The following is a 16,021-nucleotide window of genomic DNA, read 5'->3' on the forward strand; positions in this document are numbered from 1 at the left end:
GCCGCCGGGCATGTGCTACCTCTACATGGGCGCCGGTGCCAAAAAAGGTTTGTCAGTCTGTGGCATGGTACGCTGTAGCAGCACCCGCCCCGGTCTCCATCGGCCGGGGCCATCCGGTGCCCCCTTCGCGGAACGCGTCCAGGGCGAACTCCATGAAGATCCGTGCCTCATCCGGGTGCGGGGCAGTCGCGGGGATGGTGACGGCATAGACGATCGGCTGGCCGACCCGCTCGCTCCCGATGGACCGGAACCGCTCAAAGCCGAGGGTCACGTGCACCTTCCGGTAGTCATCGGCATGTGCCGCGGAACCGAGGTTGATCCCGGCCGGGAGGTCGATCCACCGGAGTCCGTGCTCCTCGGCGACGCTCTTATACTCGAAGGCGTAGTCGATCCCGCCGGAATCGAGGAGCGAGAGGAGGTAGATGCTCCCGTCCCTGATGGCGACCTTCCCGTCCGCCGGCCTCATCCGTTCCGGCAGGGCGAGCGTCGTCATCCCGTCCACGCGGGCGGGCGTGAGCGGCGGGTCGAACGAGTTGCCGATGATGGCCCTGAAGAGCCCGGGCTCATCGTAATACTCCTCCGCAAGCGCCGTCACCATGAGCGCCCGGTAGCCGCAGGCATCGAGCATGGGGTTCGAGAACCCCACCCGCACGTCCGGGCGGGAGAGGACCCGGTGCCAGTTCTCCGGCGTGATCTCGTCGGCTCCCGCGCTCCGGCCGGTGCAGGCGATCACGATCTCGTTCTCCGCGAAGGGGATGTACCAGTCGGTGTAGTTTCCCTCACCGTCGCCCATCGGGATATACATCATATCCGGGATGAGCGAGGCGTCCGCGACCGCGACGACGTCTATCGGCCGCTTTAGATCCGTGACCTGCCTGATCGCCTGGATGCTCCCGTGCCCCTCGAGCCGCACGTCGATATCCGGGTGCCGGTCTTCGAAGGCAGCTTCAATCTCCTCAAGCGGGGAGAGGAGGCTCCCGGCCGGGACCACCGTGAGGACGGTGCGCTCCTGGCCGGTCCCGGTGCAGCCTGCGGATACCATGAGGACGGTGAGGGCGAGAGCCGTGAGGAGTGCTGCCGGCCGGGTCATCCTCTGCGGACCTCGACCCGGTCGACCCACTTCACCCAGGGGCTTCCTTCGGTGATGACATCGGGCGTCTCTGTGATGACGACGAGGCGGAGCGGTCCGCCGTCTTCATAGGCCAGGGGCATTCCATCCCGTTCGTAGGCCAGGATCACCCGGAGCGCCGGAGCCGGGATCTCATGCAGATTCTCGTCGAACGTGAAGAACTCCTCGCCTCGCAACTGCGTGGTATCGAAGACCCAGAGGTAGCCGTCTTCTGCGGAGACATAGATCAGGTCGTCTTCACCGATCCCTCCCGCCATCTCGACGAGATCGGTGAGTAATACACCGCGGTAGCGGTTCGGGCCGTACTTGATCCCGACCGTCGAGACCGAGTAACCGTAGCCCTCAACGTCAGGCAGCGCCTGGATCCCGGAATGCGTGAGCACCTGCTCCGTATCGCCGGCAAGCGTCAGGTTCCAGGCTACGTCGCCGGCGGCGGCTGCCGGACCGGGGCACCCGGATGCAAGGGTCGCACCGCCGATGAGCACCAGGGCAAGGAGAATTGGGGGCGTCCGGTGCACCGGGCTCACGCTCCTCTCCGGGCATGGAGCGCTGCTGCCCCGAGGGCTGCCGCAAGCGTCATTGCAAGAGAGAGCGGGGTTTCCGGCGCCTCCGTCGTCCTCGACACCGGACCGTCGAGCGATCCCGCGAGGGCTCCTTTCTCACCGTGGTATCCGCCGGAATAAACCCGGACCTCGTCGATCCACTTCACCGTGAGGCCCCCGGTCGAGGGGTAGAGGTCGTAGAAATGCTGGGCAGACTCGGGGAGCGTGTCATACATATCCTGATTCCCGTAGACGTGGAGCCCCTCCGTATTGGTCGAGTTATCGGCAAAGAATACCAGGCGCATCCCGGTATAGTAATCCGGGACGTAACCGCATCCCTGCCGCTCGCCTGCCCCTGCTTCGTCGCCGTTGTACCAGCAGATCCCGATGGGTCCCTGGCGGGGATCGGGTTCGTAAACATTCTGATAAGCAAACTCGACGTGATAACCGTCGGCCGCTCTGACCATGATCTCGTCGCCGGGTTCGGCGCCGCCGACCAGTTCGGCGAGGTCGCGGATGTTCGTGCCTTTCACGGCCCCCCTGTCCTTGAAGTTCGTCGTCTCTTCAGGGTCCCACTTGTCTCCTTCAAAGACCGGCCCCTGGTGGTAGTAGTGGGTCACGCCGTCCCCGAGGACCGGGAGGTTTGCCTCCAGCCAGCGGTAGTCGACGGTCGTCTCGTTCAAGACGGTGGCGCCGTCGGCTGCAATCTTTACGACGTGCAGCTCTGTCGTCGGGGCCGCCGAGGCGGCAACGGCGAAGACGCTCACGCAGAGGAGCGCGAGCAGCATCTGTGACAATTGTATACGCATGATCTTCATCTCCGTAATCTGTGTAGTTCTGATGAGTCGAGGAGAGATCCCGGCACGTCCCACCACGCGGGGGCCGCGTGGAGGCGGACGGCGTCGATCACGGTCCCTGGCGGGTACGGCGTCACTTCGCCGTCTTCCGTGACTCCCGCGACCGCGACCATCTCGAGAGTGACGACGTCGGGGCTGACGGTGGCCCGGACGTAGCCGAGGGTCTGTTCGAGTCCCGCCCGGTACCCCGTGGGCTTCTCCTCTGAGAGGGCGTAGAACGGAGCCCCGCCGCATCCGACGACGATGTACTCCGTCCCGTTGATCCTGTAGCGCTCGTAGGCGTGGGTATGCGCGCTAAAGACGGCGTCTACACCACTCCCGGACAGGATGCCGCACCACTCGGCCCTGAGCGCCAGGTCTCCTCCGGGATGCTGCCGGTCGGCGCTGAACGGCGGGTGGTGGAACGCTACGAGCTTGTGGGGCAGGGGCGACAAGAGGTCCTCTTTCAGCCACGCGGTCTGCGAGTCCATATCCGCCCATGCGCGGTCGTTGCTGTCAAGGACAGTTACGTGGAGGCTGCCGGCGTCAAAGGAGTAGTTGGCCGGGAGGCCAAAAGTGGCGGCGAACGCCTCCGCGGATCCGTCATGGTTGCCGGCCACCGGCACGAGGGTCGTGTTCCGGAGCATGGACCCTGCTACCGCGAAGAATTCATCCCACTCCTCTTCTTCGCAGACGAAGTCGCCGGTGTGGATGACAAAGAGGATATTCTCCTCAGCGGCTATCCTCTCCGCCACCAGGCCGTGCCGGTCGGCCTGGGTGAAGAAGGGCTTCTGCGCCCGGGTGTCGCCGTAGACTATGCAGGTGAACGCCTCGTCACCGAATGTCCGGAACCTGCAGCCCTCTATCGCCTCATTCCCGGCGCCGATCCGGTAACGGTAGGTGGTCGCCGGCGCGAGGCCTGTGAGCAGGACCTGGTGCACGGCCCCCTCCCCGGAAGAGGGTATGTGGTATACCTCACCGCCCTCGGGGGCGTACTCGACCCAGCACTCCTCCGCCGGCGAGGCGGTCTTCCAGGTGATCGCCGCTGAGTTCTCGGTGGTGGTTGTGACGTACGGCCCCCAGACGACGGCGGCCATTGCCGCCGGGAGGAGGAGTGCGAGCAGCGCGGCTGCCGCTACAATCCTCCGGGCGTTCCGGTATCGGCTCATGGCGCCCCCTCCTTCAGGGCCACCATGCACCGTGTCGTCTCTCCCGGTCTCACCAGCATGTCTTCGACCGTCCGGGAGTCGTTCTCCGAGACGGCCCTGACCTCGTAGGTGCCGATGCTCATGCCGGGGAAGGTGTGGGGCGCTTTCTCTCCGGTGTACCGGCCGTAGAGGTAGATCTTCGCGTCCGGAACCGTACTCTCGATGCGGAGATCCCCGTGGGTATACTCCCGGAGCGTGCAGGTTATCGTGCCGCCGTTGCCGGAGGACCCTTCCGGTATCGTGATCACCTCTTCGGCGGGGAGGTACCCGGGCATCGAGACCAGGATCCGGTGCCGGCCGGGAGAGAGGCCTCCAACCCGGCACGGGGTCCGCTCGCCGGTAGGGAACCCGTCGACGAAGACCGGGGCGCCGGCGGGGTCTGAGCCGATGCCGACCGAGACGGTCTCCCCGCTCCAGGGCTTGATGAAGTATGTCCCATTGGCCGCGATACTGGAGGGAACGGCGAACGAGAGATACTTCCCGTCCCGGAGGACGGTGATCCAGGGTTTCATGCCCTCCACCGTGGCATCGCCGGGGATGGTGCCGGCCGGGAAGAGTCCGTTCACCGTGAACTGCTCCCCGGCATAGGCCTCCGAGTCGACCCGGATCGTCTTCCTGATCGTGGCGGTGACGCCGTCCAGGAAGACCGGAGCGATCGCGTCCGGATAGACCCAGGCCTGAACCGTCTCGAACTGGTAATCGGAGTCCTTCCGGCTGCTGCCCGGATCGCTCTTCTCGACCGTGACGCTGTGAAGCCCTTCGCGGAGGCCGTAAACGACGTGGGGCGTCTGCCACACCAGTCTCTTGTTGTCGACGACGATCGTCATGCCCGGTGGGTAGGATTCTATGTGAAGCCCCCCCGATTGGTTCTTCACGGACCGGGTATCGGCTGGCGTCGGCGTGGAGGGCACAGGGGTGTCGGTCGGCACGGGGGGTATAGCGCCTTCGTCGGGAGCCGGTGCGCTCTCCTGCTCCGGAGCGGGGGCCGGCAGGCTCTCTCCCATCCCCAGGAATGAGAGGAGCCCGTTCATGAGACTGAACACCGCCGCAATGAGGGCCTCCAGGGAGTTGTTCGACGCCGGGTGTCCGGTTGCGGACGTATCAGGGCCTGCGGTGGCGTTTGCTCCGGCCGTACTGCCTGCCGGGGAGAGGAGCAGGTCGAGGGTGATAGACCTGCTCTCCTCGACGGTGACCGTCCGGGCGGCATTCAGGTAGCCCGGCATCACGAGTTCGATTGTATGCTCGCCGACCGGGACATCCAGGGTCGTGTTGGTCCAGAGCCCCGTAGCGTATCCGTCAAGGATGATGCTCGCGTTCGTCGGGACCGAGAAGACGACGATCTGCCCGGTCCCGCCGGTAGTCTCACCTGCGGTGCTGTTCTCGGGAGAGAGCACCAGATCGACGATACTGTAATCGTCCTTCTCGACGGTGACGGTCCGGGTGGCATTCCGGTAGCCCGGCATCACGAGTTCGACTGTATGCTCCCCGGTCGGAACCTCTTTCAGGGCCGTATCGGTCCGGAACCCCGTCATATTCCCATCGAGGTAGATGCTCGCGTTCGTCGGGACGGAGGAGACGGCGATGCTCCCGGTCTCTGGAGTGAGGTTGAACTCAACTTCCGCGACGGTGTTTGCTTTTACGTTGACCCATACATCGCCGGGCTGGCCGAATCCCTCTTTCTCGACCCGGATGCTGTGGCCCCCTGTCTCGATCCCGGAGAGAGTGCAGGGGGTCACGCTGCCGGTCTCTTCGTCGTCGATGTAGACGGCGGCGCCGGGGGGTGCGGACGTTACAAGGATACTCCCGGTGGGCTCTTCCTCGCTGTAGATGATAATCTCAGTCACGTACTGTACCGAAAGGCCGGTGGTGGTCGGTACGTTGGGCTGGAAGAAGTACCAGTATTCGGGATCGAAGCACTCGTGCATGTCCCAGACACCGAAGGCATGGGTGCCGTTCGGGTTGGTCGACGTATCCGCAAAGAAGACGAGGCGCATCCCGGTGTAGTACTCGGGAACATACCCTTCGTCGGCCTTATACCAGGTGACGACGATCGGCCCCTGCCGGGGCTCCGGCTCGTAGACGTTCCTGTAGGGGAAGATCTTCGACATCCCATCCGCCGCCCGGACCTTGACGGTCTCTCCCCCGGCCATTCCGCCGACGAGGTCACAGAGGTCGGCAAGGTCCGTCCCCTTCACCGCGCCCATATCCTTACTCTGGACATTGGTGTCTTCTCCGGGGTTCCAGGGGTCCCCTGTAAAAACCGGTCCCTGGTGATAGTAGTGGGTCACGCCATCTCCCTGGACCGGGAGGTTTGCCTCCATCCGGCGGTAGTCGACGGTCGTCTCGTTCAAGACGGTGACGCCGTCGGCTGCGAGTTTCACGATATGCAACTCAGTCGTCGGGGCGGCGGCGGCCGGCACCGCCATTGTGAGGCAGATGCAGGCTGCAATGATGGCGGGATAGAGAACGCAGCCCTGCCAGTGCGCTGGTAACATTCACTGCTCCTCGGTGATTACGAAAAATGGTTACTTCTTCCTCAGAACGAGGAAGGCTGCAACCGTGGCTATCAGCACGACTACGAGAGCTGGCACCCAGAGCGGGAGCACGGGTCCGGGCTCCCCGGCCGGCTCTCCGACCGGAGTCCTGGTTCCCTCCGCTCCCGCGGCCACGGCCGTGGTAGCCGGGACGGTCCACGCCAGGGCGTAGATGCTGAAGTGATCGACCTCTGCAGTGACCGTCCGGGTAGCGGGGTCCATTGTGGCGGCGATCTCCTGCCATCCCCCTGTCTGTAGGTTGTACCACATCACCTTCGGCGTCGCACCTTCACCGATTCTCGCCCACTCTTCCGCGGAGAGAGTGTAGGTGAGGACGGCCGGCGGGTCGAAGGTGGCGCCCGCGGGGCCGCATGAGAGCGCGATGGCAACCGTCGTTCCCGGCGGTGCCGGTGGGACCTCGGCCGGAGCGACCTCGCTGCAGGTCACCTCGCCGAGCGGGTTGCCGTTTCCGTCCAGGGCAGTGGTGCCCTCCGGAATCGTCACGGCTCCGGTCTCGTCATCGGTTCTGACCGTCACCGGTGTGAGCACCACGCCGGCCGCTGATGTGGTGAGGGACGCGCGTTCGGTGGACACTATGGGTGCGACAGGAGCGTTGGGGTCGTAGGTCAACTGCGATCCGGGGCTCGTGGAAGAGCCGCCGCTCCCGCTACCGCCGCCGTTACCGGGCGTGGGTGTGGGGGTGCTCTCCCCGGCCGTTGCGGTCAGGTCAAGAGCCGTAAACGCTCCGGACGTAAAGGTCGCGGTCTCCTGTGCGGCCACGCCGTTGACGTAGAACGTGATCGTCGCTCCCGCCCGGTCCGCGGTCGCCGTCACGTCCAGGCGGCTCCCGAGACTCTCGTCGGGGCTACCGTACCGTCCGGCCTCTATCATCTGAACCGAACCGCATCCGACCCCCGCGATCTTCGCGGTGATCACGGTCCCGGCCGGTGCGGGAGATCCGCCGATCGTCACGCTCCCGTAGAACTCATGAGGCAAAACGGGGGTTGTATCCCCGGCCCCCGCCGCACTGGCGACGAGGCCGAGGATGAGGATCAGCACGGCGCCATACCGCATCATCGCCTGTTCACCTTCAGGCGCCGATGGCAGCAAGCGTGTCTGCCCCGGTCGTGTAGATCCAGTAGCCCTGCGTCGGCTCCATCGTGCGCTCCTCGCCGTGACGCCCGCTGGCGCCGCGGATGATCGAGACCTCATACTCCTGGGCCCCCGCGTCGAACCCGATCAGGGTCGTCCAGTGGTTGCCGAGCGAGAGCAGGGTGTTTACCGCAGACTCAGGAACGGTATCCGAGAAACCGATCGCGTTCCAGCCTTTGCCAAGATTTTTCATGGGCGGGAGACCCGGTTCACCGGAGGCGAAGGTCAGGGAGACCGTGCAGGCCTCGTTTGAGTAGACCCAGACGCCGTCGAGCGGCCGGAACGAGTCGGTCGAGGCCACCGGTTTCCACTTCTGCTCCAGGCCGTCATAGAACTGGATCGAGTGGCCTGCAGTATCAACGATATCGAAGAAGACGGCGAACGTGTTGCTGCCGTCGGCAAGCTGCTTCGGGGTCGAGACGAAGTTCCAGCCCGCTTCAAGGGAGATCGTCGTGTCGCCCGTGGGCGGCTCCACGACAATCGGCACACCAGTGAGGACGATCTCGTCGATGCTCCCGATCCTCTGCTTGTTGGAGGTCAGGGCGGTGCCGACGAGTTTCAGCGGCCAGGTCTTGCCGTCGCTCGGGAGCGGCGCGCCGTCGATCTCATCCGCGACGATGATGTTGTTGTTCCGTGCGACGAATGAGCTGTTGAAGACGGCGGAGAAGTCGTCGTCGGTGCCTTTCGTGCCGTCCGGACCGTAGTCGATGACGGTGATGTTGTAGCCTGCGGCCGCGAGGTCGTCGCGGAAGGGGTCCGTTCCCGCGCTGTGCTTGTTGCCGTCGTCGACCCAGCCGCAGAGGAGCCAGAGCGGCATCCCCGACCAGACCTGTCCTCCGTCATCGGTCCAGGTCGCGCTGTGCATGCCCATGGCGCAGGCCTTGCCCGACTCGAAGTAGGACCGACCGATGGTGTCGGTGATCGCGCCCGTCAGGACGAGGTTCCAGTTCTCCCGTGCACCCGGTTTGATCTTGATGGTCGCGATGTTCCTGTTGGAGACTCCCGCGGCCGAGGGGTACTGGATGCCGCCGGCCCAGTAGTAGTGCCAGTAATCTTCTTTGAGGCACGTTCCCATGTCTTCGGCACCGAAGATGCCGTCGGGCGTGTTGAAGAAGAGGCGCGGTCCGTCACGATAGTTGGGCGCGTAGCCCTGCCGCTCTGTCCACCAGGCGACGATAGCCTCGCCCTGCCGGTCGAGCGGAGTATAGAGGTTGGTGTAGTTCAGTTTGGCCCCGTAACCGTCGGATGCGACGAGTTCTACCTCGCCTCCTTCCGGAACACCGCCTACGAGATCGCAGAGGTCCCGGATAGAGGTCCCTTTCACAACCTCGTCGACCTTGCCCGGGTTGATGTCCTCAGCTGGGTTCCAGAGGTCGTTCGGGTCGAAGGTGGGTCCCTGGAACCTGAGCCGGATACCGTCCGGGGCTCCGTAGACATCCAGGTTCTCTTCCATCCACGTGATGGTCTTCGTCGTCTCCTCGACGACGGTCACGCCGTCGGAGGCATATCGAACGATGCGGATCGACGGGGCTTCCGTCGGCTCCTGGAAGTCGACGAGCTGGATCTTCTGGACGTTCCCGATGCTCTTGCTCCCGGCAGCCCCCTCGCCGACGAGGCGGAGCGGGTAGGCGCTCCCGTCGATACGCGTACCGTTGACCTTGCTTGCGACGATGTAGTTTAAGGGGCTCGCCATGATCTCCTGGCTGGTGAACTCCTTGCTGTAGGGGTTCTCCCCGCCGGAGGAGACGATCACCGTGTAGCCTGCCTGGGCCAGGGCGGTGTTGAATGCTCCCGAGCCGTGCATGACGTCGTCGTCGACCCAGCCGCAGAGGACCTTCAACGGGACGCCGGTCCAGATACTGACCCCGTCGTTATACTCCTTCGTGTGGTAGCCGCACTCCTCGAACTCTTCCTTCGTGAGGAGATCGCTGATCTGCGGTCCCTCGACCGCGAGCGTCCACTCAGATTCGGTGCTCTCGCCCGGCAGCCCCTCGAGGGTGATCGACGCGATGCTGCCGATCCGCTGCTTGTTGGAGGTCAGGGCGGAGCCGACGAGTTTCAGCGGCGCACCGTTATCCGCGCCGAGCGGTGCGGCGTTCATCTTGTCCGCAACAAGGAAGGTGTCGTTCCGGGCGATATCAGCGCTGCTGAACGTGGCGGAAAAGCCGTCGCTCGCGGTCACCCGCACGGTGTAGCCCTCGGCCGCCTGCGCGTCATTCAGCGTCCAGTGGCTGCCGGTCTCCATATTGTCGACGACGGCCACCAGGTACCAGAGCGGTATGCCGGTCCAGACCTGCAGGCTCTCGTCGGTGTAACTCTCGCCGTGGCATTTGACTCCGTCCTCGAACTCCGCCTGCGAGAGCGTCCGGTTGAACGCGCCCGCGAGCGTGATCTCCCACTCACCGGAGGGTTCGGGGAGGCCGACGAGTTCGATCGCGGCGATGCCGCCGATCTTCTGGCCGGCGCTCACGTCGGGGCCGATGAGCTGGAGCGGCCAGCAGGGTTTTGCCTTCTCGCCGATGGTCTCGGGGAGCCCGGTGCCGTTGAGAGTATTCGCGACGATGATCCCGCTGTTCTTTGCGACGCTTGCACTCTCGAAGTTGATCGCGTACCCGTCGTCCGCGATGACCTTGATCGAGTAGCCCTGCGCGGCGAGTTCTTCATTGAACGCGCCGGATCCGTGCTTCAGACCGTCGTCGACGAGGCCGACGAGGTACCAGAGGGGCATGCCGCTCCATATGGCTCCGTTCTCATCGGTGTAGGTGGCGACGTGCCCGCAGGCGATCCCGTCCTCGAAGTAGTCCTGGTCGACGGTCTCGGTCGACGCACCCTTGAGCGTGAGGCTCCAGCCCGACGGCGTGGGAGTTGGGGTCGGCGTCACCGAGCTGTCCAGGTCCGCTTCGATCCGGATCAGCACAGTGGCCGTCTCCGGCGTCGTGTCGACACCGTAACAGAAGACGACCACATCGCCGTCGGCAAGCGCTACGGCGTTGAGGGCGTCAGCAGAACTGCTGTAACCGTCCTTCTCGACGCCGTTGACGTAGCAGGCCCACCCGGCGCCGCCTTTCACGAACGCGTATTCCCCGATGTTGTCGAGCAGGAGGACTTCGTTGCTGCCTTCCACCCACTTCTTGTCGGTGACATCGTACGTGAAGCCCGTGCGCCCGGCTACTGCCTGGAGAGCTCCGAGCGGCGTCCGGTTATCAACCGTATAAGACACTCCGGAGTTGTAGGCCGTACATTCAAACGCGCCTGCCTCCAGTGCAACCGGCCCGTTGAAGAGCACTACAGGGTCATCAGCCAGGGCTCCGGCAGATCCTGTGTCTGATGTCTCCTCAGCGACGAACGTATCCTTCACGGCGCTCTCCGGCAGGCTCACACCTGCGTCGTCGAGTGCCTCTGCTGCTGCCGGTGTTGCCAGCAGCAGGCAGGCCATCAGCACGATTGCAACGTACTGAATCTTTTTTCTCGAGAATTCCATACAATCACCAGATTTCGTTCATACTCTTTCCCAGCAGCCCGCTGGTTAAGCGACAGTTTAAATCTGGGTTACGGCTATGGAAAAAATTTTCATTTAATTAATCTATTTGATTAAGTTAATCTCGTTGATATGGGGGGTCCGGCCCGACCGTCGTTCCATGCTCCGGGGATCGGGCAGTATCTCGGCAAATCGATGCATTAATCACCAAAAACCGCAAAATATTCACTTCCAGAGGATCTGATGAGAGCGACGGAATCCTGGCTCCCCGTCATCGGCTACGGGGGGCATATCAAGGCTACGACGCAGGACCTGGTCATCGCGTTCGGGAGCGAGACCCGGCGCTACCCGCTCCTGGAGGTGAAGCACCTCCTGGTCGTCGGCGGCCATACCCTGCACACCTCGGCAGTGACGAACCTTCTCAAAGCCGGGGCTATCATCACCTTCTTCGATATCGACGGCACGCCCGTCGGGCACCTCTCCCCCTACGGCCACCAGAAGGATGAGAGGGTGCGCACCGCACAGGAGCGGGCCACCCCCCACCGCTTCGCGCAACCGCTTGCAACGGCCGGCCACCAATCGCGCCTCCTCCTCCTTGAGGAGCTCTACGACCGCGCCGGAGAGGAGATCTTCTACGCCGGAGAGCTCGACTTCCTCCACCAGGCCCGCGAGGAGCTTGCGGCCTCGGTCACCATGGAGGAGCTGCGGAGGCTCTCCCGCCTGACGGCCGATATGTACTACGAGATCCTCTCCCGCACGCTCCCGCCGGAGCTCGGGTTCCGGCGGAGGCTCTCCCGCCCGTATCTCGACCCCGTCAACGCCATGTTCTCGCTCGGGTACGCGATGCTGTATGGCAACTGCTGCGTCTCCCTGGTCGGCGCCCACCTCGACCCCGATCGCGGCATGCTCCACGAGGGAGTCGGGAGCCTTGCCTACGATATCATCGAGCCGCAGAAGGCGGCGATGGTGGACCGCACGGTGCTCAAATTTGCCCGCGAGATCTCGGCCGGAGACTACGAGCGCGGTGAGAAGAGATGTTATCTGGATGGAACCTTTTCGGCCCGACTGGTCGAGGCGTTCCGCGGGTCCATCGATCAGTCCCGGATCGATACGCAGGTGCGCATCCTCCGCGACGCGCTGTTAGGCAACGCCGATTTTCATGTGCTGTACTGGTAATTGCCCCGCTGGATCGTGAATTCGGGGTAAGGGGCGAGGGGGATCTCCTGCTGGGAGAGATCCCTGATGACGACCCGCGGGCACCCATACAGCATCGAGACGAATTTGTCGAGGATGACGGGCTCCCCGGTCGCCGTGATGAGGACCCTCCCGTCAGGGAGGTTCATCGCCTCGCCGACGACGCCGAGGTTGGTCGCGATCCTCTTGATGCAGGCGCGAAACCCCACGCCCTGCACCCTTCCTGCGATCCTGATCTCGATCGTCTTCACAGCCAGTGCTCCTGGATGATCCGCATGGACATATCGAGTTCGTCGTAGACCTCGTCCCGGATCGTCGAGTCCCGGATGTTGAGGGCCTCGCTAACGGCCATGTCGAGGAGCTCCCTTGAGCGGTCCTCGTAGCGCTCCGCGTAGATCCGGCACGCCATGTCGCCGAGCACAAAGGCCCGCCGCGAGAGCGGCCTGATGATCCGCGCCTCTTCAAGCGCGCAGAGGAGCATCCTGTCCGCGACCTCGTGCTGCCCGGCGTTCCTCGCGATGAGGTAGAGTTCGGTGTAGTAGGCCGCCCGCTTTGCCCGGTCCGGCGCCGCCCTGATGGCACGGTCGAGCGTGACCATGTCCTTTGTGGTATACTCGCCGCTCCGGATCTTGTCGCGGCAGTCGAGGATCCTGCCGTAGACCGAGCTCTTCCACGACTGGGGCATGGCCTGCTCGAGCTGGACCATCAGGCTGTACCGGATCCGGTCGTCATCGATGGCGGAGACGATATCGACGGCTCGCTGCCGGATGGCCGGCTTTCCGCTCGCCCGGTAGTAGGAGAAGAGCATCTGTGCCATCCGCTGCCGCGTCATGGCGGTGACGAACGGGATCTGGATACTTCCGGCGGTCTTCTCCATGCCGTCCAGGAGTTCGTCGATCTCCTGCTCGTCGCCGTAGGTCTCGGCGAACTGGGCTACGTCGAAGAGCATCGAGAGCCGGACGTAGGGGGAGGGGATGCCCACCACGGTGTGGCACATGGCCGAGAGGATATCCTTCCTCTGGACGGGCTCGGTGACCATGTCAAAGACCGCTGCGAGGGCATCCACGTACTCGACCGGATCCTCGATCCTGGCGACCTGTCCGATCGCCCAGTCGACGTCTTCCTCCTGCCGCTCGATGGTGTTGAGGCTTCTTGCCGCGTAGATCAGGTTCTTCCTGACGAACGCCTCCCGCTCCGGTCCGATGAAATCCAGCATCGTCTGCGCCTCGCCGAGGTAGCCTCTGGCGGCGCCGTGGTCGATCCCGGCCATGAGCCCTGCAAGGTCGGAGAGCATGATCGCACGGACGGACGGTTCACCGATGGTGCCGATCGTCTCGTGAAGCCTTCTGATGATCCCTTCGGCCTGCTCCTCGTTGCCGAGGGCCGAGTACGCGCTCACGATCCGGTACATCCCGGAGTAGCGGGCGTAAACGTCGCCGGTGTGCTCGAAGAGGCGGTACATCAGTTCGAGCACCGGCGGTGCCGCCGTCGCCCCTTCGATACCCTCGAGCAGGTAGGCGATCACTTCGTAGGGATCGGCCGAGTCGAACTCCCGCGTGTAACTGGTGAAGAAGGTGAGGATCCGCTGGATCATCGCGGTCCGCTCGTAATCTCCCTCGATCTCCAGGGAGAAGAGCGTCATGGGGACGGCAAAGATCGGGCTTGCGTGGACCTGAGTGTACTCGAGCATGATGTCGACGTAACTCGCGATCTTGATCGAGAGTTCCTCACGCGGAGTGTTGGTCTGGAGGAGGTCGAGCGCGATCGTGAAGGGCTCCATCATGCCGTCGAAGATCCTGAGTTTCCCCCGCGAGAGCTGGTCGGCCGCCTGCAGGCCCCCGACCCGGACGTAGCCCTCGATGAGAGGATCGACCAGCTGCCGCTGCAGGGACGGGTCGGTGATCTGGGAGAGGATCTGGGTTGCTTCGTCCAGCGCCCGGAGCGAGAGCTGCTCGATCCCGTACATGATCAGGCCGTGGATGACCTTGCCCATAGCAAAGAGGCAGTAGTCGCGCTCAAGCAGGGACGTGGAGAGGACCCGCATCCCGTGAAGCAGGTCGAGGTCGCCGTCTTCAACGGCGAGCACGGCCGCCTGGTCGACGATGCCGCCGATCGCCTCGGCCCGGGCGTGCTGGTCCATGATCTCGCAGGTGAGCGCGGTCGCGTGCCGGAGGAGGTCGCGGTCTTTCCTCGCGACGCCGATCCGCGCCATCTCGACGGCTATGGTCGAGATCGCCTGCTCGCGCAGGGACTGCTCACCGATCTGGCTCACGAGATCCACGAGGGCCGCCGCATCGTTCTGGCGGACGAACCCCCGCTCGATCATGATGGTGTTGCACTCGGCAAGCAGGGTGTCCTGCTCCCGGTGCGACTCAGCAAGTTCCTTGATAGCCGGTATATGCCTGACGACTTCGTCGAAGTCATACTCCTTGCAGAAGTCGGTCACCGCCTGGTGTACCAGCGAATCGGCGATATCGAGTTCCAGTGTGGTGAGGATGTTCTCGCGGACGAGTTCGATCTCGCCGCGCCGGATACCCTCCTTGATCAGGCGGACACTGGTCTCGAAAAATTGGGCGTTGATCCTCTGCGCGCTGGTGCTGGCCTTCTTCATGACCTCGATCGCGTGGTAGAAGTCGCCCATCCGCGAGAGGGCGTCGGTGATCTGCCGGTAGAGGTGCGCTGCCTTCGCCGCGTCGCAGGACTCGTCGATCAGCGGGGTGATGTCGAGGAGGACGGTCGGGTTGCCGCTCTTCTCGACGACCGCTATCCCGGAGAGAACGATCTCCTCGATGGGGAGCTGGGTCCCCGCCGTGCTCCGGGCGTTGAACTCGAACGCCTTCTCGAGATACCAGCGCTCACCGCTCCGCTCCGCCTTCTTGAGGAGTTCGAGGACGAGGGTCTGGCCTGCCCAGGCCTTCTCGTCGTCGATCCTGAGCAGTCTGGTGTAGACCTGCTTCTTGTCCCGCTGGCGGTCGAGGAGCTGTTCGGTCAGGGTCGCGAGGACCTCGGTGAGCCGCTCTTCCGGCAGATCCGGGAGGGAGTCTATGATCTGCTCGATATCGGCGACCTCCTTCTTCAGCGACGACTTCCAGGCGGCGTCCACGATGTCGGCGATCGAGTTGGTCCGCCGGATCTTCTGGTTGATCTCGGCGGCGCTCGAGAGGGCCCGGATCACGAGGTCGATATTGCCCGATTCGATGCCGGAACTGGCTATAGCCCTGGCTACATCGGCATGAAGCTGGGATTGTCTTGATATATCGCCGATCTCGGAGAGCGCCTGGAGAGCACGCTGCATGATCTCGACGTTCTGGTGTTTCCGCCCGTACTGGATGAAGAGCGGGATGATCTCGGAGAGGATTGCCGAGCGATATTTGCGGATGCTGATCTTATCGAAGGCCTCGCCGCCCTTCTCAATATAGTGGATATCACCGGTTTCGACCCCCGCCTGGACAAGGTCGCGGGAGATCGCTGCGAGAATATCGGACTGGTGACTCTTGCGGTCGAGCTTGTCGACCAGGGTGAATATTGCAGAGAACCACGATTCGCTCCCGGTCTCCCGGTAAAATTCTGCGGCGCGCCGGGCGAGGGTGAAGACTTCCTCTTTCGTCGGCTCGACGAACTGGCTCAGGAGCTCCGGTTGCCCGCTCTCAAACGCCGTCTTCACCAGGGCGGCGTTCATCTGCTCGTAGAGCGATTTTTTCTCCTTTCTCGTCTGGGTCTCCGATATGTCCATTACGACCTTTTCAACCTCACGCAGATCGCCCGAAGAGATTGCGGAGTTGATCTTCTGTTTCATCTGGGGTTTACCATCCATTTTGATCAGCGCTCTCCAGTGGGTTCTGCATCATGCATGTCCATTATCTGATATATAGATTACCCCTACCCCACAAGAATGTTTTTCAATGGTATTTTGAGAGTCCCTCGAAAATGGCGGTTGTATGGGGGAAG

General features: G+C 63.6%; 10 protein-coding genes. 1 reads left to right on the top strand and 9 read right to left on the bottom strand.

The genetic code is table 11. The features are described 5' to 3' along the window. Positions 1 to 52 precede the first annotated feature (52 nt). Genes wtpA through F8E02_RS06915 form a run of 7 tightly spaced genes read right to left on the bottom strand, consistent with a single transcriptional unit; the run spans position 53 to position 10,882 of the window. Positions 53 to 1,090 carry a tungstate ABC transporter substrate-binding protein WtpA gene (wtpA, locus tag F8E02_RS06885; protein WP_317064752.1) on the bottom strand — a complete coding sequence of 346 codons (1,038 nt, stop codon included), beginning with the start codon at positions 1,088 to 1,090 and terminating at the stop codon, positions 53 to 55. Then, the gene (locus F8E02_RS06890; protein WP_317064753.1) at positions 1,087 to 1,656 is read right to left on the bottom strand and encodes a molybdopterin-dependent oxidoreductase; all 570 of its coding nucleotides are present in this window, start codon (positions 1,654 to 1,656) and stop codon (positions 1,087 to 1,089) included. The genes wtpA and F8E02_RS06890 overlap by 4 nt, the downstream gene beginning before the upstream one ends. Then, positions 1,653 to 2,480, bottom strand: coding sequence for an argininosuccinate synthase (locus F8E02_RS06895; RefSeq protein WP_317064754.1), 828 nt, complete (start codon positions 2,478 to 2,480; stop codon positions 1,653 to 1,655). Before F8E02_RS06895 ends, F8E02_RS06890 begins: the two co-directional genes overlap by 4 nt. A gap of 5 nt (positions 2,481 to 2,485) precedes the next feature. Further along, positions 2,486 to 3,676, bottom strand: coding sequence for a metallophosphoesterase family protein (locus tag F8E02_RS06900; RefSeq protein WP_317064755.1), 1,191 nt, complete (start codon positions 3,674 to 3,676; stop codon positions 2,486 to 2,488). Beyond that, entirely contained in the window at positions 3,673 to 6,210 is a 2,538-nt protein-coding gene (locus F8E02_RS06905; RefSeq protein ID WP_317064756.1) for a PEGA domain-containing protein, read from the bottom strand. The genes F8E02_RS06900 and F8E02_RS06905 overlap by 4 nt, the downstream gene beginning before the upstream one ends. Before the next feature lie 30 nt (positions 6,211 to 6,240). Next, positions 6,241 to 7,326: a hypothetical protein gene (locus F8E02_RS06910; RefSeq protein WP_317064757.1), complete on the bottom strand. Its 1,086-nt coding sequence runs from the start codon at positions 7,324 to 7,326 to the stop codon at positions 6,241 to 6,243. 13 nt (positions 7,327 to 7,339) lie between these two features. Further along, positions 7,340 to 10,882, bottom strand: coding sequence for a molybdopterin-binding protein (locus F8E02_RS06915; protein ID WP_317064758.1), 3,543 nt, complete (start codon positions 10,880 to 10,882; stop codon positions 7,340 to 7,342). Positions 10,883 to 11,122: 240 nt separating this feature from the next. Here F8E02_RS06915 and cas1 point away from each other — a divergent pair, with 240 nt between their 5' ends. Next, positions 11,123 to 12,055 (top strand): CRISPR-associated endonuclease Cas1, encoded by a 933-nt coding sequence (cas1, locus tag F8E02_RS06920; protein WP_317064759.1) that lies wholly within the window; start codon positions 11,123 to 11,125, stop codon positions 12,053 to 12,055. On the opposite strand, the gene F8E02_RS06925 is transcribed toward cas1, so the two are convergent. Both F8E02_RS06925 and F8E02_RS06930 read right to left on the bottom strand, forming a co-directional pair. After that, entirely contained in the window at positions 12,037 to 12,324 is a 288-nt protein-coding gene (locus F8E02_RS06925; protein WP_317064760.1) for an acylphosphatase, read from the bottom strand. The two genes, cas1 and F8E02_RS06925, sit on opposite strands and share 19 nt — an antisense overlap. Beyond that, positions 12,321 to 15,869, bottom strand: a complete 3,549-nt coding sequence (locus F8E02_RS06930; RefSeq protein WP_317064761.1) for a hypothetical protein — start codon at positions 15,867 to 15,869, stop codon at positions 12,321 to 12,323. Before F8E02_RS06930 ends, F8E02_RS06925 begins: the two co-directional genes overlap by 4 nt. Positions 15,870 to 16,021 lie beyond the last annotated feature (152 nt).

This window comes from Methanoculleus caldifontis (assembly GCF_032842345.1).
Taxonomy (GTDB): Archaea; Halobacteriota; Methanomicrobia; order Methanomicrobiales; family Methanoculleaceae; genus Methanoculleus; species Methanoculleus caldifontis.

Bases quoted from the DNA above. Each gene is read 5' to 3' on its own strand.
- wtpA (WP_317064752.1), bottom strand. From the start codon at position 1,090: ATGACCCGGCCGGCAGCACTCCTCACGGCTCTCGCCCTCACCGTCCTC.
- F8E02_RS06895 (WP_317064754.1), bottom strand. From the start codon at position 2,480: ATGCGTATACAATTGTCACAGATGCTGCTCGCGCTCCTCTGCGTGAGC.
- F8E02_RS06900 (WP_317064755.1), bottom strand. From the start codon at position 3,676: ATGAGCCGATACCGGAACGCCCGGAGGATTGTAGCGGCAGCCGCGCTG.
- F8E02_RS06905 (WP_317064756.1), bottom strand. From the start codon at position 6,210: ATGTTACCAGCGCACTGGCAGGGCTGCGTTCTCTATCCCGCCATCATT.
- F8E02_RS06910 (WP_317064757.1), bottom strand. From the start codon at position 7,326: ATGATGCGGTATGGCGCCGTGCTGATCCTCATCCTCGGCCTCGTCGCC.
- F8E02_RS06915 (WP_317064758.1), bottom strand. From the start codon at position 10,882: ATGGAATTCTCGAGAAAAAAGATTCAGTACGTTGCAATCGTGCTGATG.
- cas1 (WP_317064759.1), top strand. From the start codon at position 11,123: ATGAGAGCGACGGAATCCTGGCTCCCCGTCATCGGCTACGGGGGGCAT.
- F8E02_RS06930 (WP_317064761.1), bottom strand. From the start codon at position 15,869: ATGAAACAGAAGATCAACTCCGCAATCTCTTCGGGCGATCTGCGTGAG.